The sequence below is a fragment of the Corallococcus sp. AB030 genome, from assembly GCF_003668965.1.
GTDB classification, from domain to species: Bacteria; Myxococcota; Myxococcia; order Myxococcales; family Myxococcaceae; genus Corallococcus; species Corallococcus exiguus.
The window spans coordinates 17,052-36,467 of sequence record NZ_RAWQ01000094.1 but is presented as its reverse complement, the minus strand read 5'-3'; the positions used below and the strand labels follow the sequence as shown (position 1 = coordinate 36,467).

19 protein-coding genes are annotated in these 19,416 nt (G+C 69.6%); 4 read left to right on the top strand and 15 right to left on the bottom strand.

What is annotated here, in order from left to right; genetic code table 11:
- Positions 1-307: 307 nt before the first annotated feature.
- From D7Y15_RS22265 to D7Y15_RS22230, 8 genes are all read right to left on the bottom strand, one after another.
- A complete protein-coding gene (locus D7Y15_RS22265) occupies positions 308-871 on the bottom strand; it encodes a chalcone isomerase family protein (RefSeq protein ID WP_120580710.1) in 564 nt (187 codons plus the stop codon).
- Positions 872-1,004: 133 nt separating this feature from the next.
- Positions 1,005-1,742 (bottom strand): DUF2063 domain-containing protein, encoded by a 738-nt coding sequence (locus tag D7Y15_RS22260; RefSeq protein WP_120580711.1) that lies wholly within the window; start codon positions 1,740-1,742, stop codon positions 1,005-1,007.
- Positions 1,739-2,587 carry a DUF692 domain-containing protein gene (locus D7Y15_RS22255; protein ID WP_120580719.1) on the bottom strand — a complete coding sequence of 283 codons (849 nt, stop codon included), beginning with the start codon at positions 2,585-2,587 and terminating at the stop codon, positions 1,739-1,741. Before D7Y15_RS22255 ends, D7Y15_RS22260 begins: the two co-directional genes overlap by 4 nt.
- A gap of 113 nt (positions 2,588-2,700) precedes the next feature.
- On the bottom strand, positions 2,701-2,967 hold the full coding sequence (locus D7Y15_RS22250; RefSeq protein ID WP_120580712.1) for a hypothetical protein: 267 nt from the start codon (positions 2,965-2,967) through the stop codon (positions 2,701-2,703).
- A 61-nt stretch (positions 2,968-3,028) separates the two neighbouring features.
- On the bottom strand, positions 3,029-3,652 hold the full coding sequence (locus D7Y15_RS22245) for a YceI family protein (protein ID WP_120580713.1): 624 nt from the start codon (positions 3,650-3,652) through the stop codon (positions 3,029-3,031).
- Positions 3,653-3,746: 94 nt separating this feature from the next.
- Positions 3,747-5,168 (bottom strand): hypothetical protein, encoded by a 1,422-nt coding sequence (locus D7Y15_RS22240; protein ID WP_233605048.1) that lies wholly within the window; start codon positions 5,166-5,168, stop codon positions 3,747-3,749.
- A 116-nt stretch (positions 5,169-5,284) separates the two neighbouring features.
- Positions 5,285-5,992: a TetR/AcrR family transcriptional regulator gene (locus D7Y15_RS22235; RefSeq protein ID WP_121753841.1), complete on the bottom strand. Its 708-nt coding sequence runs from the start codon at positions 5,990-5,992 to the stop codon at positions 5,285-5,287.
- Between the two features lie 5 nt (positions 5,993-5,997).
- Positions 5,998-6,522 (bottom strand): PaaI family thioesterase, encoded by a 525-nt coding sequence (locus D7Y15_RS22230; RefSeq protein ID WP_121753840.1) that lies wholly within the window; start codon positions 6,520-6,522, stop codon positions 5,998-6,000.
- Positions 6,523-6,603: 81 nt separating this feature from the next.
- Here D7Y15_RS22230 and fabF point away from each other — a divergent pair, with 81 nt between their 5' ends.
- From fabF to D7Y15_RS22215, 3 genes are all read left to right on the top strand, one after another.
- Positions 6,604-7,854 carry a beta-ketoacyl-ACP synthase II gene (fabF, locus tag D7Y15_RS22225; protein WP_121753839.1) on the top strand — a complete coding sequence of 417 codons (1,251 nt, stop codon included), beginning with the start codon at positions 6,604-6,606 and terminating at the stop codon, positions 7,852-7,854.
- 315 nt (positions 7,855-8,169) lie between these two features.
- Positions 8,170-9,774: a short-chain fatty acyl-CoA regulator family protein gene (locus D7Y15_RS22220; protein WP_121753838.1), complete on the top strand. Its 1,605-nt coding sequence runs from the start codon at positions 8,170-8,172 to the stop codon at positions 9,772-9,774.
- Between the two features lies 1 nt (position 9,775).
- Positions 9,776-10,645, top strand: coding sequence for a tetratricopeptide repeat protein (locus D7Y15_RS22215; protein ID WP_120580718.1), 870 nt, complete (start codon positions 9,776-9,778; stop codon positions 10,643-10,645).
- 35 nt (positions 10,646-10,680) lie between these two features.
- On the opposite strand, the gene D7Y15_RS22210 is transcribed toward D7Y15_RS22215, so the two are convergent.
- From D7Y15_RS22210 to D7Y15_RS22200, 3 genes are all read right to left on the bottom strand, one after another.
- Positions 10,681-11,160 (bottom strand): hypothetical protein, encoded by a 480-nt coding sequence (locus D7Y15_RS22210; protein ID WP_233597437.1) that lies wholly within the window; start codon positions 11,158-11,160, stop codon positions 10,681-10,683.
- The gene (locus D7Y15_RS22205) at positions 11,157-11,939 is read right to left on the bottom strand and encodes a sulfite exporter TauE/SafE family protein (RefSeq protein WP_120564086.1); all 783 of its coding nucleotides are present in this window, start codon (positions 11,937-11,939) and stop codon (positions 11,157-11,159) included. The genes D7Y15_RS22210 and D7Y15_RS22205 overlap by 4 nt, the downstream gene beginning before the upstream one ends.
- A gap of 128 nt (positions 11,940-12,067) precedes the next feature.
- Complete coding sequence (locus D7Y15_RS22200; protein ID WP_120578560.1) at positions 12,068-12,964, bottom strand: hypothetical protein; 897 nt, start codon at positions 12,962-12,964, stop codon at positions 12,068-12,070.
- A gap of 138 nt (positions 12,965-13,102) precedes the next feature.
- Here D7Y15_RS22200 and D7Y15_RS22195 point away from each other — a divergent pair, with 138 nt between their 5' ends.
- Positions 13,103-14,740 carry a leucyl aminopeptidase gene (locus D7Y15_RS22195; protein WP_121753837.1) on the top strand — a complete coding sequence of 546 codons (1,638 nt, stop codon included), beginning with the start codon at positions 13,103-13,105 and terminating at the stop codon, positions 14,738-14,740.
- Positions 14,741-14,877: 137 nt separating this feature from the next.
- On the opposite strand, the gene D7Y15_RS22190 is transcribed toward D7Y15_RS22195, so the two are convergent.
- From D7Y15_RS22190 to lpxC, 4 genes are all read right to left on the bottom strand, one after another.
- Positions 14,878-15,516, bottom strand: coding sequence for a hypothetical protein (locus tag D7Y15_RS22190; RefSeq protein WP_121753843.1), 639 nt, complete (start codon positions 15,514-15,516; stop codon positions 14,878-14,880).
- Between the two features lie 126 nt (positions 15,517-15,642).
- Complete coding sequence (locus tag D7Y15_RS22185; protein ID WP_121753836.1) at positions 15,643-16,881, bottom strand: DUF4388 domain-containing protein; 1,239 nt, start codon at positions 16,879-16,881, stop codon at positions 15,643-15,645.
- A 27-nt stretch (positions 16,882-16,908) separates the two neighbouring features.
- Positions 16,909-18,003 carry a thioredoxin domain-containing protein gene (locus D7Y15_RS22180; protein WP_120578563.1) on the bottom strand — a complete coding sequence of 365 codons (1,095 nt, stop codon included), beginning with the start codon at positions 18,001-18,003 and terminating at the stop codon, positions 16,909-16,911.
- 56 nt (positions 18,004-18,059) lie between these two features.
- Positions 18,060-19,004, bottom strand: coding sequence for a UDP-3-O-acyl-N-acetylglucosamine deacetylase (gene lpxC, locus D7Y15_RS22175; RefSeq protein ID WP_121753835.1), 945 nt, complete (start codon positions 19,002-19,004; stop codon positions 18,060-18,062).
- Between the last annotated feature and the right edge of the window lie 412 nt (positions 19,005-19,416).

Genomic DNA, 19,416 nt, shown 5'->3' with positions numbered 1-19,416 from the left:
GCTCGGGGGTGGGCCCCGCCGTCTTGCAGGCGGCGCCAAGGACACAGGAGGCGGCGAAGAGGGCCAGTCGCTTCAAAGCGTTCTCCAGCACGGACAAGGGGTGAGGATCCGGCGCGCATCAACTCCTGATGCGCGGGGGCATTCCAGCTTCAACTCCAGCGCGTGTGACAGGGGCGTCGTCCGCTGTCCACCATTGAAGCAATGGCGTTGCCTCCGGAAACGACCGCGCCCCGCGAAACGCCCCTTCCGTGAAGAAGGGCCGCTCCGGGGGCGCGCGCAGGACTCCGGGTGAAGCGCGAAAGGAGCGTCAGTCTTCCTTGCCGAGGATGCCGTCCTTGAGGCCGCTGTCCACGGGGTCCTTGCCCAGCCACACGGAGAAGAGCGCGTCCGCGAAGTCCTTGCCCTCCACGTCGATGGACTGGCCGCCCGTCACCTGCACGGTGGTGCCCTTGCCGGGGACGTAGGTGAGGTTGAGCTCCTGGCCCTCCTTCACCTCCGCGGGGATGGCGGCCTTGAAGGCGTCCAGGCGCGCCTGGAGCTTGGGCATGTTCGCGCCCGCGCTCTTCTTGAAGCCGTTCTCGATGGCCTCGGTGATCTGCTCCTTCTTGAGGTCGCGCTTCATGAACATGCGCACGCGCTTGACTTCATCCGCGTTGAGCAGCGCGGTGGCGTCCTGCGTGGGGTTCTCCACGTAGAGGCCCAGCGTGTAGACCTTGAAGATGGCCTTCTTGCGCAGGCCCACGCCGTTGAGCTTCAGCTCCTTGCCAGCCACGGTGGCGGTTTCCGGGTACTTCACACCCGCGATGTCCTTGGCCATGACGGGTGCGGCGAGGGTCAGCGACAGCAGCACGGCAGTCAGCGTCTTCTTCATGGTGAAAACCTCCGGGTCGGTTTCTGCGCGATGTTGGACGCAAACCTAGCCATGCGTCTTCACGAAAGGATCCATGAAGGACACTTGCGTCTTGACGTGCTGCGGCGAAACCGCTCGGAAGACAACAGGTTCTTCAATGAATACGGGCTGCCGGAGCCAGCACCAGGCCGTCATTCGCGAAGCGCACCACCTCCGCGTGGAGGTCCGCGGCGGACATGCCGGTGGCCTGGACGACGGCCTCTTCTGACAGGCCCTCCACGGCCATCTTCAGCACCAGCAGCGCGGGCGGCGTGGCCTCCATGTAGAAGGTCATCAGCCGCTCTGGATGGCGCCAGAGCAGCGCCAGCTCCTCGCCTTCCGCCGGCACTGCTTCCGCGCCCCGGGCCCGCACGAACGCGCAGAGCCGGTAGGGCAGCTCCAGCACCGTGAGCGTGGGGTTGGGCATCAGGCGCTCGACGGCGTCCGGGAGGTCCTCCTCGGAGGCGAACACCGCGAAGTCCGTCCACTCGAAGCGCGCGAGCGCGGGCAGGAACGGCGGCAGCCCCTTCGCGTCGGCGGCGTCCGAGACGAAGGGCGCGAAGCCCTCGCCCAGGCGGTTGAGCTCGTAGTGCCGCGCGGGCCGCGTGCGGGTGTAGCCGCCCACCAGCGCGTCCCACGCTTCCGGCGTCACCGCCTTGCGCGTCAGCGGGAAGAGCTTCTCCAGCGTGGAGCGCACGTGGCCGCGCACGAACTGGCCGTAGAGCGCCATGCGCTCCGGATCCACGTCCCAGCCCGGGTGCGACGCGGACAGCTTCAACAGCCCCTCCGCGCCAGGGGGCCCGGCGAGGTACGCATCCATGCTGTCGAAGAAGTGCTTCAGCGACGCCTTCATCGCGCACCCTCCGCGAGCACGGCGCGCGCCTGGTCCGCCTCGTCCAGCACGGCGTCCAGGGACGGGATGGCCTGGTCCCACTCCATCAGCGTGGACACGGGGCCGGTGCGCTCCAGCGTGTAGCGGTACAGCGACCAGACGTCATCGCAGACGCGGTCGCCGTGCGTGTCGATGAGGACTGTCTCGCGCACGTCGTGGCCGGCCAGGTGCACCTGCACCACGCGCTCCAGGGGCAGCGCGTCCACGAAGGCGCGCGGGTCGTAGCCGTGGTTTCGCGCGTTGACCCAGACGTTGTTCACGTCCAGGAGCAGCCCGCAGTCCGCGGCCTCCACCACCTGGCGCAGGAAGTCCGCCTCCTTCAGCGTGCCGCCCGGCATGGCCGCGTAGTAGCTGGGGTTCTCCAGCAGGAAGGGGCGCTCCACGCGCGCCATGACTTCGCGCACGCGCGGCACCACGTGCTCCACCGCGGCCTCCGTGAAGGGCAGCGGCAGCAGGTCGTGCAGGTGGACTCCGCCCAGCCGCGAGTAGCACAGGTGGTCGGAGAAGAACGGCGCGTCCAGCCGCTTCACCAGCGCGGCCAGGCGGGTGACGTAGTCGTCATCCAGCGCGTCCGGCCCGCCGATGTTGAGGCCCACGCCATGCGGCAGCAGCGTCCAGCGCTCGCGGCACGCGTCCAGGGCGCGCTGGGAGCGGCCGCCCAGCGAGAGGAAGTTCTCCGGGATGATCTCCACCCAGTCCAGCGCGCGCGGCGTGCGCGGCAGCGCTTCGTAGAAGTCGCGGCGCAACCCGATGCCCGCCCCCAGCGGCTTCAATCCATGGCGGTCTGCGTAACGGGGGGACGGCATGCGGCGCTCCTTCACGTGCGACAGGTGAAACAACACGGGCGGCAGGAAGGACTCTTCCCGCCGCCCGCGAGCCTGGGAGGAGACCTGTCACGCAGGCCCTCCCGAAGCGATGACTACTTCTTGCCGCTGCAGGAGCCAGCGCCGCAGGAGCCGGCGCCACAGGAGCCCTCGGCGCCCTTCTCCGGGGCCGCGGCGGGGGCGGCGGCGGGAGCAGCCGCGTCGGCGGGCTTGTTGCTGCAGCTGGCCTCGGCGCCTTCCGCCGCGCCCGGCGAGGCGGCGTGCACCTTGCTGCCCTCCGCCGCCTTGTTGGACGCACAGCCGGTGGCCAGCGCGCCGAGGGACAGGGTGCCGACGACCGCCGCGAGAGCCTTGACGTTCATGTGTTGCTTCCTTTCGTACCGCGTGGGGTGTGACTACGGGGGGAACTGACGACAACGACCGCTACGGCTTGAACTGCGTGGAGCCCCAGGCGTCGACCGTGACTTCGGCCCGCTCGCCCACCTTCAGCAGCAGCGCTTCGGTGCGCTGGATGCCGTAGGCCTCCAGGGGAATCTGGAACTTCGCGCGCACGCGCAAGAGCTCGCCCGCGGCGCGGTTCTTCGTCTCGGCGGTCTCCTGGAGGTACGTGGCCGTTACCTCCACGGGCTCCTCGCGCGTGATGCCGTGGATGGTGAAGGTGCCCTTCGTCTTGAGCACCACCGGCTTCGCGTTGGCGAGCGGCGCGGGCAGGGCCACGTCCTTGAACTCGAAGACGATGTCCGGGTGCTTCGCCGCGTCCAGCCAGCGGTCGTTCTGCAGGTGGCCGTCGCGCGTCTCGTTGCCCGTCTTGATGGACTTCACCGGCACCTGGAAGCGGCCGCTGGCCTTCTGCCCCTGCACGTCCACGCGGCCCGTCACCTGGTTGGACAGGCCGTTGATGACCTCCAGCGGCGCGTCCAGCACGAACATCACCGTGTCGCGGCTGTTCGGATCACGGAAGACGAAGTGCTTGTCGGAAGCCGCGGGCTCCGCGGCGGACGCGGACAGCGACAGGGTGGCGGCGAGCATCAGGACGCTGCGGAACATGGCGGACCTCATCTACGGATGCCGCGAACCTCGCGGATGCATGCGATACGCGACAACCGGGAATCGGTTACGGCCCTTTCTCTTCTCCAGGTGTTCACCCCGCGTCGTCCGGGGTCCGCTCGCCATCCAGTGCCTCACGCCACCCACTGCCCGGCGCAGCATGGAGCGTGACGCCGCCTGGGTCAATTCGGACGCCCAGGTTCTCCAGCAAGGGGGGCAGTTCGGAGAAGGCGGGCTTCGGCAGATGGCGGGCGAGCAGCGCACCGAACAGCGGCTGGCCCGCGACCGTGTCCACGGCGTCGCCAAAGCTGGCAAGCGTCGCGGTGGGGCCGCGCGTGGCGAGCAGCTCCAGCACGTCCTCCAGTTGTGCGCGGCCGTTCGTCACGCGGCGCAGCTCCACGTCCAGGTGCAGTGCGAAGAGCGCGCCGGTCCAGTAGATGCCCATGAAGTTCCGCTCCTCGGCGACGACCTCCTTCATGGTGCGTGAGCCCGAGGCGGCCTGGCCTCGCGCGAAGCCGTTCGTCAGCTCCCGCCAGGCCTGCCGGGCCGTCTGGCGTCCGGAGCGCGCGCGGGCGAGCTCCGTGTAGTAGGTGGCCAGGCCCTCGGTGAGCCAGGCCTCCCGGGGCACCAACGCCGGATGCGTCAGGTGCAGCATCTCGTGGACGGCGACCCAGTCCTTCGCGAAGGACGCGGCGGTGGCGTCCTGGCCCACGAGGATGGAGATGCTGGGCGGAGCGCTCCACAAGGTCATCCCGAAGACTCCGGGCGTGGCATCACCGGGCACTGGCAACACGCGCACGGTGATGCGCGGGTACGGGAAGGACTTGCGCACGGTGACCACCTCGCGCCCGGCCTGTTCGAGCCACGCGCAGAGGTCCGCGTCCGTCAGGTGCGTGAAGCGGCCCAGCAGGGCGACCTCCATCACGGAGGCTCCGACATGAGCCTCGCACCGCCTGCCACCGAAGGAATGGAAGCCCGCGTCGATGAGGTCCTCGCCGCGCAGGTGGTAGACGCCGTTGTCTCCGGGGGTCCACGGCAGGAGCGCGCCCGCGCCGGACACGGAGAGGTCAACGCGCAGGTCGGCCGTCACGCGGCTGGGGGTCAGCAAGTAGGCCTTGCCGGCCACGTGCCACGTGTCCCCTTCTCCCATGCCTCCGAACAGGTGCCTGCCGCCCCCTTGAGGAGGGACGGCCAGAGGGTAGTGGTAGCGGACAACACGCGTTCCCTCGGGCACGTGCACCGCGCCGTTCCTGGGGAAGAACTCGAACCGGTTGCCGCCCTCGTCCGTGGCGACCAGGGACTCCACCCGCCCCGGCTGCCGGAAGAGGAAATCGAGCGCGAACTTCCGAGGCAGGAAGACCTCCACGTTCAGACGCGGCGTGGGGTCGTGCGTGTAGAGGATGTTGTAGCGGAGGGGCTCGGGGTCCGCCCAGGGAGCCGCGAGCGGCGCGGAGCCACATGCGCCCAGCGTGAGCGCAAGGCTCAGCAGCCACGCGCGAGCCACCCACTTCTTCAATGCGCCCACTTCATCCCCGCAGTTCAAGGTCCGCGCAGAAGGACTCCACGGTGGACCCCATGCCGTCCAGCCCGGAATGCCGACGCACCAGGAACACATGTCGGCAGGACGTCCGCTCAGAGGGGCTTCTTGCGCGCGGAGCCAGCACTGCGCTTCCGGGAAGGCGCCTTCTCGCGCGAGGCATTAACCCTGCGCGGCGCCGCGTGCGCGCGAGGCGCCTCGTTCGTGGCGCTCCCCTCCCCCTCCACGGGAGCCCCCGCGACGAGCAGCGCGCGAGCCGCATCCAGAATCTCTGCCGCCAGCGGTTGGGACGCGGTGGCCCGCGCGAGCGTCATCGCGCCGAAGCACAGCGCCACCGTGGCCAGCATCTGCTGCCGGGGCGTGGCGCCCTCGCGCGGGGGCAGGTGCGTCTGGGCCTGGCCCACCAGGTCCTCCAGCCCCTGGCCGAACGCGGCCTGCACCTCCGGCGCCGCGCGCGTCAGGTCCGACAGGAGCGACGGCATCATGCAGGTCGTGTCGCCCGTGTCCCGGTTGAATTGATCCAGGTAGCGCCGCGCGAAGCGATCCAGGAACGCGGGGCCCCGCGCCGCCTCCAGCCCCGCGAGCCAGGGCGTCCTGCGCGCCGTCATGAAGGCGCGCAGGGACTCCGCGAGCAGCGACTCCTTGGAGGTGAAGTGGGCGTAGAAGCCGCCCACCGTCAGGCCCGCGGCCCGCATCACCCGCTCCACGCTCGCACCGCTGAAGCCCTCCGCGCGGAACAACTTCTCCGCCGCCGCGAGGATGCGCGCGTGCGTGGCCTGCTTGTGTTCAGCGGTGTAGCGCATCGCCCCTACTCCTTGCCGCCCGCACCCTGCGGCCGGAACACCATGCACGTCGTCGTGCCGTGCGCGTAGAGCGTGCCCTTCTCGTCCACCAGCCGGCCCTGCGCCGTCGCCACGCGGCCGCCCAGGTGGATGACCTCGCCCTTGCAGAACAGCTGCCCCGTGTCGTGGGCAATGCCCTTCACGTAGTTCACGTGCAGTTCCAGCGTCGTGTAGCCCGCGCCCACCGGCAGCATCGTGTGGATGGCGCACCCCATGGCGGAGTCCATCAGCGTCGCGGCCAGCCCGCCGTGCACCATGCCAATGGGATTGTAGTGGTGCTCGCCCGGCTTCACCGCGAACACCACCCGGCCCTCTTCCACCTCCACGGGAGTGAAGCCCATCAGCTCCGCGATGGGCGGCCCCGGCAGCTCGCCCCGCTGGATGGCGCGCAGGTACTCCAGCCCCGACAGCTTCTTCGCCGCGGAAGCGCCCTCCTTCGGGTCCCTCCACGTCACCGTCCGCGTGCGCGGATTGTCTGCCTGCTCGCTCATCGGGGCTCCCTTGGGCTTGAACTCATGGAAGGATGGTCATAATACCATCCCGGTTCAACGAACAGGGTCAAGGAGTGCGCGATGGAACAGCGACGCGTCGTCGTGACGGGAATGGGGCTCATCAGCCCTTGTGGCATCGGCGTGGAGAAGAGCTGGGACGCGCTGGTGAACGGCCGCAGCGGCGTGGGGCCCATCACCCTGTTCGACGCGAGCGCGCTGGACTGCCGCTTCGCCGGTGAGGTGAAGGGCTTCAACCCGGAGGACTACATCGAACGGCGCGAGGTGCGCCGCATGGACCGCTTCGCGCAGTTCGCGGTGGCCGCGTCGGACATGGCCCTCGAGGACTCCGGGCTGGTCATCACCGAACAGAACGCGGAGCGCGTGGCGGCCGTCATCGGCTCCGGCATCGGCGGTCTCAGCAGCCTGGAGGAGACGCACCGCAAGGCGCTGGAGAAGGGGCCCGACCGCATCAGCTCCTTCTTCATCCTCCAGATGATCATCAACATGGCGCCCGGCTACATCTCCATGCGCCACGGCATCAAGGGCCCGTCCTGGGCCACCAACTCCGCGTGCTCCACCAGCGCGCACGCCATCGGTGAAGCGATGCGCGGCATCCAGCGCGGCGAGTTCGACGTGGCGCTGGCGGGCGGCGCGGAGGCCCCCATCTCCATGCTGGGCGTGGGCGGCTTCGCCGCGATGAAGGCCCTGTCCAACCGCAACGACGCGCCCCAGGCCGCGAGCCGCCCGTTCGACAAGGACCGCGACGGCTTCGTGCTCGCGGAAGGCGCGGCCATCCTCATCCTGGAGGAGTACGAGCACGCCCGCGCCCGGGGCGCCCGCATCCTCGCGGAGCTCGTGGGCTATGGCGCCAGCTCCGACGCCTACCACGTCACCTCCCCCGCGCCCGGCCACGAGGGCGCCCAGCGCGCGATGAAGGCCTCCCTGAAGGATGCGCGCATGGCCCCCGCAGACATCGGCTACCTCAACGCCCACGGCACCTCGACGGACATCGGCGACCTGCTGGAGACGGAGGGCATCGCGAAGGTGTTCGGCGACGCGGCGAAGTCGCTCGCCATCTCCTCCACCAAGTCCATGACGGGCCACATGAACGGCGCGGCCGGCGCCGCCGAGGCCGTCATCAGCATCCTCGCCCTCACGCGCGGTGTGCTGCCCCCGACCATCAACCTGGAGAATCAGGATCCGCGCATCCCGCTGGACTGCGTGCCCAACACCGCCCGCGAGGCGCGCGTGAACGCCGTCATGAGCAACTCCTTCGGCTTCGGCGGCACCAACGTCGCGATCATCTTTCAGCGGGTCCCGGAAGCCCGCTGAGTCGCTGTAAATAATCTGGCGCTTTTTTACTGACTTTTCCCCAGCCCCGCCGCACCGCGTCAGTCAAGGGTTGACAGCGCGGTGCACGGGCGCCGTCGCCGCACACCGGGGGCGCCTGAAAGCCCTGTGATTACATGGGATTACGTCCCTATAAGGCCAGGGTGGAGGCAGTCAACCCTTCGCGCGTCGCCTGCGGGACAGCGCTGCGGCGATCCGAAAACGTTGATTGCAAATCGGTAAATCGATTTGCAGAGTGGATCCAGAGACCCGGTGTTGGAGCGCGCCTCCTGACGCGGCCCGCCGGGGGTTGGAGCCATGAACAACGACAACGCGCTGAACGCGAACGTGGGGCTGAAGCTTCGAGGCCTGCGCTTGCAACGCAACATCAAGCAGGCGGACGCCGCGAAGGACCTGGGCGTCTCGCCCGCGTACCTGAACCTCATTGAGAAGGGGAAGCGCGTGATGCCCTTCCCGCTCCTGTGGAAGGCGCTGCGCTACTTCGAGCAGGACCCCGAGCAGTTCATGTCCACGCTGGGCGAGGGCCGCGTGGACGAGGCCCTGGCGAAGCTGCTGGATGAACCGCTGCTCAAGAGCCTGGACATCGACTCGGAGTCGCTCCAGTCGCTGTCCGCGGAGCCGAAGCTGGCCGGCACCGTCGCCGCGCTGTTCAACCTCTACAAGAACACGCGCACGCAGCTGGAGAACGTGCTCGCGCAGCTCAACGTGGAGGAGCGCACGCGCACGCAGGGCTCCCCTTCCGGTCTGGGCAACACGCCGGGCGTGCGCTTCGACTACTCACCCTTCGACGAGGTCAGCGACTTCCTGGAGAAGCACCGCAACTACTTCCCGGAGCTGGAGGAGCAGGCGGAGAGCCTGCGCCGCGACTTCCGCCTGGAGCAGCAGCTCACCAGCAGCAACCTCATCCGCATGCTGGAGGAGCGGTTCGACTTCAAGGTGCAGATTGAACGCGCGACCAGCGGGTCGTCCGTGGTGCGCCGGCTGGACCTGGACACGCGCACGCTCACGCTGTCACCGGACCTCACGGAGCAGCCGCTGAAGTTCCAGGTGGCCGCGTCCATGGGCCTGATGGTGATGGACCGCGAGAAGCTGGTGGAGCGCATCCTGGGCGCGGGCCGCATGCGCCACGGGGAGACGGAGCGCCTCATCAAAGTAAACCTGGCGAATTACTTCGCCGGCGCGTTGATGCTGCCCTACGGCGAGTTCTTCAAGGAGGTGCAGCGCACGCGCTACGACGTGGAGCTGCTCTCCAACATCTTCGGCACCACCTACGAGACGGTGGCCCACCGCATCTGCAACCTGTCCGACCCCAAGCGCCAGGGCCTGCCCTTCCACTTCCTGCGCGCGGACATCGCCGGGAACATCTCCAAGCGCTACAGCGGCACCGGCATCCGCTTCGCGTCCGGCGGCGGCTCCTGCGCGAAGTGGGCGGTGCACCTGGCGTTCCTCAACCCGTCCCAGATTACCCGGCAGTACTCCATCATGCCGGACGGCACGACGTACTTCTGCTTCGCGAAGGTGCAGCTGCAGCCGATTGAAGGCTCCATCGTGAAGGGCACGGCGTACTCCATCGGCCTGGGCACGCACGCGGAGAACGCGAAGTACCTGGCGTACGGCCTGCCCACCAACGACCTGCGCAAGGACGCCATCCCCAGCGGCATCTCCTGCCGCTTCTGCGAGCGCACGGACTGCAACCAGCGCGCGGCCGCCAGCTACCGCTTCGCGTTCGCCTTCGACGAGTACACGAAGAAGGACTGCTTCTTCTCCCCGCTGCTGGTCCACGAGAAGGAGAAGGCCGAGCGCAACGGAAACGCCGAGCCCGATGGCAACGGCGCTGAAGGGGGCGAGAAGCACGATTCGCTGGACAGGGGCGTCCGCCGCCGCAAGGTTCACGAGAACTGACATGCACCCGTCCGACAACGAACGCGCCCACATCGCAGACGCCATCCAGAAGCAGAAGAACGCGCTCGCCCCGCTGCGCATCACCGGCTCGCCCTCGGAAGTGGGCCAGGGCCTGGTGGCGCTGGCGGAGCTGTACGGCATGCTGGAGGACCACGCGGCGAGCCGCGAGCACTACGAGGAGGCCTTCGGCTTCTTCAAGACCGCGGGCAACAAGCCCGGCCAGGCACAGGCGCTCTTCGGCCTGGGCGTGGTGAAGGCCTACTTCGAGGATCACAAGAGCGCCATCGAGCACATGGCCACCGCCGCCCTGCTCTTCAACGAGGCGCGCGACCGCGAGGGCGAGGCGCTCTCCCGCGCCTGCATCGGCGAGTCCCTGCGCGCCATGGGCGAGGTCGACGGCGCCGAGGAGAAGTACCAGGAGGCGCTCATCCTCTACCGCCAGACGCGCAACAGTGAGCGCATCGCGCGGCTGCTCCTGGACATTGGCGACCTGCGCATGGCCAAGGGCGAGTACGAGCCCGCCCGCAAGCGCTTCCTGGAGGCCGTGCCGCTCCTGGAGCAGGGCGAGGACGCGGAGGCGCTCGCGCTGGGGCACCTGCTGCTGGGCGAGTCCGAAGGCCTGCTGGGCCACCACGACAACGCGCGGCCGCACCTGCTGCGCGCGGTGGACGTGTACGGCGAGATGCACGACCACGTCTACGAGGCCCGCGCGCGCTGGGACCTGGGGCTGTCCTGCTACTACCTCCAGGACTACGCCGCGGCCCGCGAGCAGTTCGAGGCGGTGTTGCCCATGTACGAGGACCTCAAGCAGCACGATGAAGTGGCGAAGGTGAAGAACGTCCTCGCGCACTTCGCCGCGCGCGGCGTGTAGCCCCGCGCGCGGTCTTCATTGCGTCTGACTCCGGTTCAGGCCTGGAAGCCCGCGCCCACCGCTAGCGCGAGCAACCCGATGACGCCCGCGGCGATGGCGGCGTAACGCCACTCGCCGCGCAGGCCCAACAACGTCCCCGCCATCGCCAGCCGTGCCACCGGCGTCACCAGCAGCATGGACGCCGCGCCCTTGCGCAACAGGTCGATGGCCACGTGCACGGACTCGTCGCGCGGCAATAGCTCCAGCCCGAGCGACGTGACGAACATGGCCCCACTGGTGATGGCCCCGGTGCGCAGCATGCGGGCAATCCATCGCTCCCCGGCCGCGAGCCTCCGGGCCCCCCGGCGCTCGCGTGGGAGCACCTCCGGCTGGGTGATGGGTTCCTGCGGGAGCTCCTCGTGGAACTCCGCGTCCAACGCCACCGACGTCGCCTGCACGTTGCGACGTGGGGGTCCTGCCTCCGGCACCATCATCGACGGGTGGACACCGGGTAGCTCAGGCTCCGCTTCACTCATTTCCATACGCTCGGCCACAACCCCTCCCCTCCCTTCCACAACATCTGTCCGGCCACAATCAACAGGACCGCCGCGAAGAGCTTCTTGAGCACCGCGGTCGGAGTCCTCAGCATCAGCTTGCTGCCCACGGACGCGCCGCCCAGCACCCCTACGACCAACGGCGCCACGAGCCCCAGATTCAATTGGCCGCGCCACGCGTAGGCCGCGACGCTGGCGGCGCCGGTGACGCCCACCATCAGGTTGCTGGTGGCGCTGGCGACCTTGAAGGGCACGCGCATGCCGTAGGTCATCAGCGGCACCTTCAGCGGGCCACCGCCCACGCCCAGCAGCGCGGACAGCCCGCCCGCCACGAAGGAGCCGGAGATGCCCAGCGGGTAGTTGCCGGGCTCGTAGTTGGCCGCCGTCGCAGGCTCCTGGACGGGGCGGCGCATCAACAGCATCTGCAGCGCTACGAAGAGCGTGAAGAGGCCGAACACCACGGCCACCATCGCCTCCGCGACGAAGGCCGCCACCAGCCCTCCGACGATGGCGCCCATCACCGTCGCCAGCTCCAGGGTGAGCCCCAGCCGCAGGTCACTCAGTTTGTTCTCCACGTAGCTGGCGGCGGCGGCGCAGGAGTTGGCCACCACGCACATCAGGCTCGCGGGGACGGCCTGCTCCAGTGGGATTCCGAAACCCAACACGAGCACGGGGACCAGGACGATGCCGCCCCCGATGCCCAGGAGCGCCCCCAGCCCACCCGCCAACACACCCGCCGCCATGAGGAGCAAGACTGTCATTCCCTATCGAGGATAGGAGGCACTCCCCGCTTCGGATAGCGCCACGCCCCGGAGGGCAACCTGCTCGATCGGCTGGATGCCCTGCACGCGAACACAGGCCCGAGACGCGGGCCGTGCGGATCCGTTCACTACGCGGCGGTGGCGCCCAGCGTTCCCTCTGGAAACTCCTCCATGAACCGCGCGCGCGTGCGCGGCGTGTAGGTGCCGCGCGCCATGTAGCCGTGCAGTTTTCGAAGCAGCCCGCGCGTCACCTCCAGCGCGGCGTCCAGTTCCACCGCGAAGTCAAAGTGATCATTGCGGTACAGCTCCTGGAAGGAGAGCTGCGAGTACGCCGGGAGGGCCCGTGTGCGGCCGAGCGGACTGGAGAGGAAGAGCCCGGAGACGTAGAGACCGCGCACCCAGCCGTCCAGCTCCGCCTTGGTGGGGGCCTGCCCCACGCGGTCCTGCGACGCCAGACGCACCAGCTCGTAGATGCCCCGGCCAATGCCTCGCAGCGGGATGCCAGAGCTCTTCACCACCTGGAACTTCTCGCGGATGCGGGCGGTGCCCACGCCATCCGTGCCGTCCTGCTGGCGCAGGAAGAAGAGCGTCTGGGCCCACTCCACCTGACGCCGTGCGTCCGAGGCCCGCTCGCCCTTGCGGCGGTGGCGCAGCACCAGCTGGTCCACCAGCGGGTGGAGGCGCCGGTCCAGGCTCAGGTGGGTGAAATACCCCGCGAGGATGGCCAGGCCCGCCTCCGTGCCCACGAGGGCGCCCGAGGCGACGAGCTCCGCCATCTTCAGGCCCAGGCCCACCGGGGCGCGCTCGTGGTACAGCCGCGCGAAGGGGGGCCAGCCGGCCTCTGGCTGCATCATCACGCCCAGGCCCCCGCGCACGCCGGCGCACAGCGGCAGGTCCGGCAGCGCCGCGCCAAAGCGCGCGTACGGCAGGTCCTCCGACAGCGCGCGCACCCAGTCGGCGGGGAGCCCGTCCGGGTGGGCCGCCAACCGTTCGATGGCCGTCAGATGCAGCAACAGGGTGGGCATTGGGAGTGCACAGCTATCCAGCGCGCAGGGGCATTGCAATGCCCGAGTGGCAACCAGCGCTTTGCGAGCAACACGCGGCGCGTCTACAGTCGCGCCCCTCGGATCACCCCCTCCCTCTGTCCAGGAGTCCAAGTCGCCATGCAATTCAGTCTCGTCTCCGGTGAAGCCGCGCCGGTGAGCGGTGAGCTGCTCGTCATCCCCCTCTTCGAGGGCGAGCTGGGTGATTCCGCCCCCGCGCCGCTGACGGCCGCGGATGCGGCGCTGGACGGCAAGCTGCGCGCCGCCGCCACCCAGGAGGGCTTCAAGGGCAAGGTGGACCAGTCCTTCCTCGTGCACACGCTGGGGAAGCTGGGCGCGGACCGCGTCCTGCTCCTGGGCCTGGGCAACCGCGCGCGCTTCCAGCCGGAGGTGCTGCGGCTGGCCGCGGGCCGCGCGGCGAAGACGGCGCAGCGGCTGAAGTCCACCGCCATCGGCTTCCGCGTGCCCGCCACGGACGACGCGGCGCTGGCCGTGCGCGCGGTGGTGGAGGGCCTGGAGCTGGGCGTCTACCGCTTCGACAAGTACAAGTCCTCCGCGCGCGAGGACAAGGGCGCCCCCAAGCTGACCCGCGCCACGCTGTCCCTGCCGGAGGGCACGGAGAAGTCGCGCGCGCTGGACGACGCGCTCCACCTGGGCCTGAAGCTGGCGGAGGCCGTCAACTGGGCGCGCGACCTGGTCAACGAGCCCCCCAACGTGGTGACGCCCACGAAGCTGGCGCAGGCCGCGCAGCAGGCCGCCAAGGAAGGCGGGCTCACCGCGGAGATTGGCGCGCGCAAGGAGATTGAGCGCCTGAACATGGGCATGTTCCTGGGCGTCACCGCCGGCAGCGTGCAGGAGCCGCGGCTCATCCACCTGGTCTACACGCCGAAGAACGCGAAGGACGCGAAGCGCGCCCCGCTGGCGCTGGTGGGCAAGGCCATCACGTTCGACTCGGGCGGCCTGTCGCTCAAGCCCACCGAGGGCATGGTGGAGATGAAGACGGACATGGCGGGCTCCGCCGCGGTGCTGGCCGCGATGAAGGTCATCGGCTCCGTGGTGAAGCCGCCCTTCCCCGTGCACGCCTTCATCGGCGCGTGCGAGAACATGCCGTCCGGCACGGCGTACAAGCCCGGTGACATCCTCACCGCGCGCTCCGGCAAGACGGTGGAGATCACCAACACGGACGCGGAAGGCCGCCTGGTGCTGGGTGACATGCTCACCTGGGCCGGCGAGCACGAGCCGTCCGCCATCATCGACCTGGCGACGCTCACGGGCGCGTGCATGGTGGCGCTGGGCAGCTACATCGTGGGCGCCTTCGGCGACGACGACGACACGGTGAACAGCGTGCTCACCGCCGCGCGCGCCGCGGGCGAGGAGATGTGGCGCCTGCCCGTCAGCGACCTGCAGAAGGACGCGCTGCGCTCCGACGTGGCGGACATGAAGAACTCCGGCGAGCGCTGGGGCGGCGCCATCAACGCGGCCCTCTTCCTCAAGGAGTTCGTGGGCGACACGCCCTGGGTGCACCTGGATATCGCCGGTCCGTCCAACAGCCCCAAGGAGCGCGGCTACCTCAACAAGGGCGGCACGGGCGTGGGCGCGCGCACCCTTGTGGAGCTGGTGCGCCAGCAGGCCGCGCGCATCGCCTCGCAGCCGGAGCCCACCAAGGCCGAGGCGCCCGCGAAGGCCCCCAAGGCCGCCAAGGCTCCGAAGGCCGCCAAGGCTCCGAAGGCCACCAAGGGCAAGCCGGCCCGCGCGTAGTCCCCGTGGAGCCTCCGGGCTCCGCATGGAGTCCTTCGCGGAGCGTCGCCGAACTCCGCGCGGAGTCCTTTGCGAAGCATCGCCGGGCTCCGCGCGGGCATCCGCGTGGAGCCTTGAAGCCCGGTTGCTCGCGCCGGCTAGCGCGGGTCGCCGGGCTCCTTTTCAGGCGCGCTGGGTGCCCGCACCGCCACGCTCGGCTCCGGGAGTGGACGGACGCCCGCCATCAGGGCGTCCACGCTCTCCGTGATGCCAGCGGTGGCCTCCGTGGGCCAGGTGGCCAGCATCATCAGCACGCGGCCGGAGTTGCCCTCGCGCACGGCCACCTTGCCGCGCACGCCCTCCCCCACCTGGAAGTCGAACCCCACCGCGTTGTCCGACAGCGCGATGGGCTGCGGATCCGTGGTGGTGAAACCCGGCTGCTGGCGCAGCCCCTGCGTCAGCCGCTCCGCGAACTGCACGGGCGTGGCCACGCCGGGCGCCACCTGCAGCACCACCTGCGCCCCTGTCACGCGGTGGCGCAGGATGACGGGTATCGCCAGCCCCTCCGGGGTGCGCTCGTTCGTCTCATCCAGCTGCCACTCCGCCGTGGGCCGGATGATTTCGAAGCCCAGGTCCTCATCCACGTAGCGTCGCGTGGTGGACGCGATAGCGGACTCGTCCGACGCCATGCCGGAACCACCCGTGCCGGGCTCCGCCTTCGTCACCGGCGTCCGGGACGCGCCACACGCCGTGCTCAGCAGAAGCACACCCCAACCCAACATCCGCATCGCGCCCATGTCGCTCGTCCCCCGCCAGCCGCCAGCCGTGGGGAGGAACGTGGACACCCACCTCCGGGCCCGCCAGGGGCACACGGGGGCGGTGTGTGCTGTCAGACGGTGGAAACTTCGCGCCCGGGAGCGGCCTTACGACAGGCCGCCCTGGAGGGTGCGATAGGTGTTGGCCAGCCGCTCGGCTACGTCCGCCGGCAGCACGTTGCGCGCGGAGAACAGCGCGTAGGACACGAACGCGTCCAGCGCCTCCAGCGCCATGGCCCGGCCCACCGCCTCGCCGCCGCTGGTGGACACGTTGGCGCGCAGCCGGGCCACGTCCACCCGTCCGTCCGGCCCCAGCGTGACGCCCTGGTAGGCCTCCTCCAGTCCGGGCGGCGGCGACTCCACGAAGCCGCGCAGCAGGTCCACGTCGCGGCCCGCCTCGCGCAGCGCGCGGTGCACCAGCGACAGGAGGAGGTTGTAGCGCTCCTCCGCGGACAACAGCTCCCAGGCCATGCCCTCCACCGCGGGACCTGGAACAGGAGGCGCCTCCGCGGCCTGTACGGACAGGTGGCCGCCGCGCACCGCCTCCTCCACGCCGCTGTAGAAGGCGTACTGGCTGCCCGCGTAGGCGGCCCGGAGCGCGCCCAGCGTCGTGCCCTCGCCCAGCTTCGCGAACAGGGCCTCCTCGCCGGGCAGCGCGCCCTGGGGGCCGGGCGTCACGCGCATGTCGTCCGGGAAGCGGCGGCGCAGGCGGCCCGTCTCCTCCGCGCGCTTGATGCCGGTGAGCACCAGGTCGCGCGTGCGCTCCGGCAGCTTCACCGCGTCCACGGCGGGGGACTTCGACTCCAGGAAGAGGAAGCTGCCCTCCACCATCTCGAAGAGGTTGAGCACCACCTCACGCACCACGAACGTCATGGCGCTGTAGAGGCTGGCCTCGGAGACAAGCCCCTGCGACGTGAGCACCTGGCCAATGCGGCGCGCGGGCGTCACCTGCGCCAGCGCCTGGGTAAGCCGCGCGTCCGTCAGAAGCCCCAGCCGCACCATCACCGCGCCCAGGCGCTCCCAGCGCTCGCTGGAGGTGGCGAACACCACCTGCCCGTCGCGGAAGGCCACCGTGCGGCGCACGCTGCCGTGCTGCACGACGAGCTGGCCGGTGCGGATGCCCGAAAGAATCTGGGCAAACACTTCCTCGACCGAGAGCGTCCCCAGGCTGCCGGCGAAGAAGCCAGCCGCGCCGTGGGATTCCGGGAGGAGCACCAGCCCCTCCGGCGCCAGGAAGTGCGCCGAAAGGGGCCGGGTGGGAGAGACGACAGCAGCGAGCGGCCGCTCCAGTTCGAGCGAAGCCGCCTCACCGCTCACGCGGGGCGTGGCCCTGGGTTTGGACGCCACCGCATCCCTCCCTGCAGGCGCTACGGACTACTTCGCGCCCTTCAGCTCCGCGTCGATGATGCTCTTGAACTCGTCCAGGGGCTGCGCGCCCGACAGCATGATGCCGTTGATGAAGAACGCCGGCGTGCCGGTGACGCCCACCTTGGAGCCGTCCGCCATGTCGGACTTCACCGTCGCGGCCGTCGCGCCGGAGTCGAGGCAGGTGTTGAACTTGGCGGTGTCCAGCTTCAGCTCGCCCGCGTACTTCTTCAGGTCATCCACGCCCAGCGCCTTCTGGTTGGCGAAGAGCTTGTCGTGCATCTCCCAGAACTTGCCCTGCTCGTTCGCGCACAGCGAGGCCTCGGCGGCCTTCTGCGCCTGCTGGTGGAAGTCCAGCGGGAACTGGCGGAACACCAGGCGCACCTTGTCACCGTAGAGCTTCGTCACCTCGTCCACCGTGCCGATGGCGCGGCTGCAGAACGGGCACTGGAAGTCGCTGAACTCCACGATGGTGACCGGCGCGCTCTCCGGACCCTTGGCCGGGCCGGTGGCGGCCACCTGCTTGCGCTCCGCGGGCGGGCGCGGGGGCTCGGGCAGTTCGTACTTCACGTTGGCGCCCGCGCGCAGCGAGTCGAAGAACTTCTGGGCCACTTCCTGCTTCTGCTGGCCGGACAGGAACTCCACGATCTGCGGCTTCATCTGCTCGTAGGTCGCGCCCGGAGGCAGCTGACCCTTGGCGCCGTCGAAGACTTCCTTGATCTTCTCTTCCGGCGGCGCGGGGATCTTGTCGTCGATCTCCGCCTTGAGCAGCTGGTCCTCGGTGATGCCGCGCTTGGTCGCCTCGGCCTTCACCAGGCGCTCCGTGACGAGCCCTTCCAGGCCGCGCTTGCGCAGCTGGAACTTCTGCTTGTCCAGGTTCGCCAGCGGCTCCTTGATGCGCTCGTTCAGCTCACCGAAGGTGACCTTCTCGTTGTTGCCGAAGGTGGCCACCACGGTGTCCGGCGCCGGCTCCGTGGCGTTGGCGGCCTGGACCTGCGCGGCGGGCGCCTGGGCATTGGCCGGCGCCTTCTCCTTGTTGCAGCCGGCGGTGAGGGATGCCGCGAGGAGGGCGGCCAGGGCGATGCGAGTAGAGCGCATGGACATAGCCCGCCGACTTAATAGAGGTCCCCGGGACTGGCAAGGAATTGCCAGTCTGTCGTTCAGGCGACCAGGGGCTCCAGCTCCAACGCGCCCGCGAGGCTTCCACGGCCCGGCTCACGCCCCTCCACGTCCCGGCGGCGCGCCGTGACGATGTCGAAGCTGGAGGGGTCCGCCAGCACCTTGCGCACGAGCTTGTGATTGAGCGCGTGGCCCGTCTTGAACGCCGTCATGTGGCCAATGACAGGCCGGCCGAACAGCGACACGTCGCCGATGGCGTCCAGGATCTTGTGGCGCACGAACTCGTCCGGGAAGCGCAGGCCGTCCGGGTTGAGGATGGCGGCCTCGTCCACGACGACGGCGTTCTCCAGCGAGCCACCGCGCGCCAGGCCCAGCGTCTTGAGCTTCTCCACGTCACGCAGGAAGCCGAAGGTGCGGGCGCGCGAGATTTCACGCGAGAAGCCCCGGTCGTTCACGTCCACGTCGAAGGACTGGCCCTGGATGACGGGGTGCTCGAAGTCGATGGTGCAGCTGATGCGGAAGCGCCGGGCGGGGGTGAGCGAGGCCTGCTTGTCGCCGTCCGTCACCGCCACGCTCTTCTTGATGACCAGGTACTCGCGCGGCGCGTCCAGTTCGTGCGACCCGGCCTCCATGATGGCGTGCGTGAAGGGAGCGGCGCTGCCGTCCATGATGGGCACTTCCGGCCCGTCCAGCTCCGCGCGCACGTTGTCGATGCCCAGCGCCGCCAGCGCGGACATCAGGTGCTCCACCGTGCCCACCTTCACGCCGTCGCGGCCCAGCGTGGTGGCCAGCGACGTGTCCACCACGTACTCCGCCAGCGCGGGGATGCTCACCGGGCGCTCCAGGTCCGTGCGGACGAAGACGATTCCATGCCCCGCGGGCGCGGGCTTCAGGGTCAGCGTCACGGGCAACCCGGAGTGGAGCCCCACGCCGCAGCAGATGGCCGGCTGGGAGAGGGTGCGCTGGAAGTCGTTGAACTGGAGCATGTCGGTGTCGCCTCTAGGGACTGCTTCGTACTGACATACGCGGGGTATGGCCCCGTCAGGCCGTTCCACGGCGGCCTGACGCGCTGCGCATAAAAGCAATCAACATGCCACGCGGCCGTGACACAAGAATTGCCTGAAAAGGAGGCCCCGCCCTTCCCAACCCCCTGGAACTGCTGGCGCACGGGACGCCGGGACAGGGGACGGCAGGGCCCGGAGCCCAGACACCCCTCTTGGGAAACCCACCACTGCGCCTCCCACCGTGACAGCGATGTCCGGAATTCATCCTTCGAACCCCGGGGCACCCGAATGGTTTCACGCCAACCCGGAGTGCGTGTCACCCACGTGACAGGGGCGCGTCTCTATCGCAGGCGAGTGCCCGGAAGCAAACGCACATCCCGGACATACGGGGAGT

What these genes read in the sequence shown, in the direction of transcription:
- D7Y15_RS22265 (WP_120580710.1), bottom strand. Translation starts at nt 871, where the DNA reads ATGAAGAAGACGCTGACTGCCGTGCTGCTGTCGCTGACCCTCGCCGCA.
- D7Y15_RS22260 (WP_120580711.1), bottom strand. Translation starts at nt 1,742, where the DNA reads ATGAAGGCGTCGCTGAAGCACTTCTTCGACAGCATGGATGCGTACCTC.
- D7Y15_RS22255 (WP_120580719.1), bottom strand. Translation starts at nt 2,587, where the DNA reads ATGCCGTCCCCCCGTTACGCAGACCGCCATGGATTGAAGCCGCTGGGG.
- D7Y15_RS22250 (WP_120580712.1), bottom strand. Translation starts at nt 2,967, where the DNA reads ATGAACGTCAAGGCTCTCGCGGCGGTCGTCGGCACCCTGTCCCTCGGC.
- D7Y15_RS22245 (WP_120580713.1), bottom strand. Translation starts at nt 3,652, where the DNA reads ATGTTCCGCAGCGTCCTGATGCTCGCCGCCACCCTGTCGCTGTCCGCG.
- D7Y15_RS22235 (WP_121753841.1), bottom strand. Translation starts at nt 5,992, where the DNA reads ATGCGCTACACCGCTGAACACAAGCAGGCCACGCACGCGCGCATCCTC.
- D7Y15_RS22230 (WP_121753840.1), bottom strand. Translation starts at nt 6,522, where the DNA reads ATGAGCGAGCAGGCAGACAATCCGCGCACGCGGACGGTGACGTGGAGG.
- fabF (WP_121753839.1), top strand. Translation starts at nt 6,604, where the DNA reads ATGGAACAGCGACGCGTCGTCGTGACGGGAATGGGGCTCATCAGCCCT.
- D7Y15_RS22220 (WP_121753838.1), top strand. Translation starts at nt 8,170, where the DNA reads ATGAACAACGACAACGCGCTGAACGCGAACGTGGGGCTGAAGCTTCGA.
- D7Y15_RS22215 (WP_120580718.1), top strand. Translation starts at nt 9,776, where the DNA reads ATGCACCCGTCCGACAACGAACGCGCCCACATCGCAGACGCCATCCAG.
- D7Y15_RS22210 (WP_233597437.1), bottom strand. Translation starts at nt 11,160, where the DNA reads ATGAGTGAAGCGGAGCCTGAGCTACCCGGTGTCCACCCGTCGATGATG.
- D7Y15_RS22205 (WP_120564086.1), bottom strand. Translation starts at nt 11,939, where the DNA reads ATGACAGTCTTGCTCCTCATGGCGGCGGGTGTGTTGGCGGGTGGGCTG.
- D7Y15_RS22200 (WP_120578560.1), bottom strand. Translation starts at nt 12,964, where the DNA reads ATGCCCACCCTGTTGCTGCATCTGACGGCCATCGAACGGTTGGCGGCC.
- D7Y15_RS22195 (WP_121753837.1), top strand. Translation starts at nt 13,103, where the DNA reads ATGCAATTCAGTCTCGTCTCCGGTGAAGCCGCGCCGGTGAGCGGTGAG.
- D7Y15_RS22190 (WP_121753843.1), bottom strand. Translation starts at nt 15,516, where the DNA reads ATGGGCGCGATGCGGATGTTGGGTTGGGGTGTGCTTCTGCTGAGCACG.
- D7Y15_RS22180 (WP_120578563.1), bottom strand. Translation starts at nt 18,003, where the DNA reads ATGTCCATGCGCTCTACTCGCATCGCCCTGGCCGCCCTCCTCGCGGCA.
- lpxC (WP_121753835.1), bottom strand. Translation starts at nt 19,004, where the DNA reads ATGCTCCAGTTCAACGACTTCCAGCGCACCCTCTCCCAGCCGGCCATC.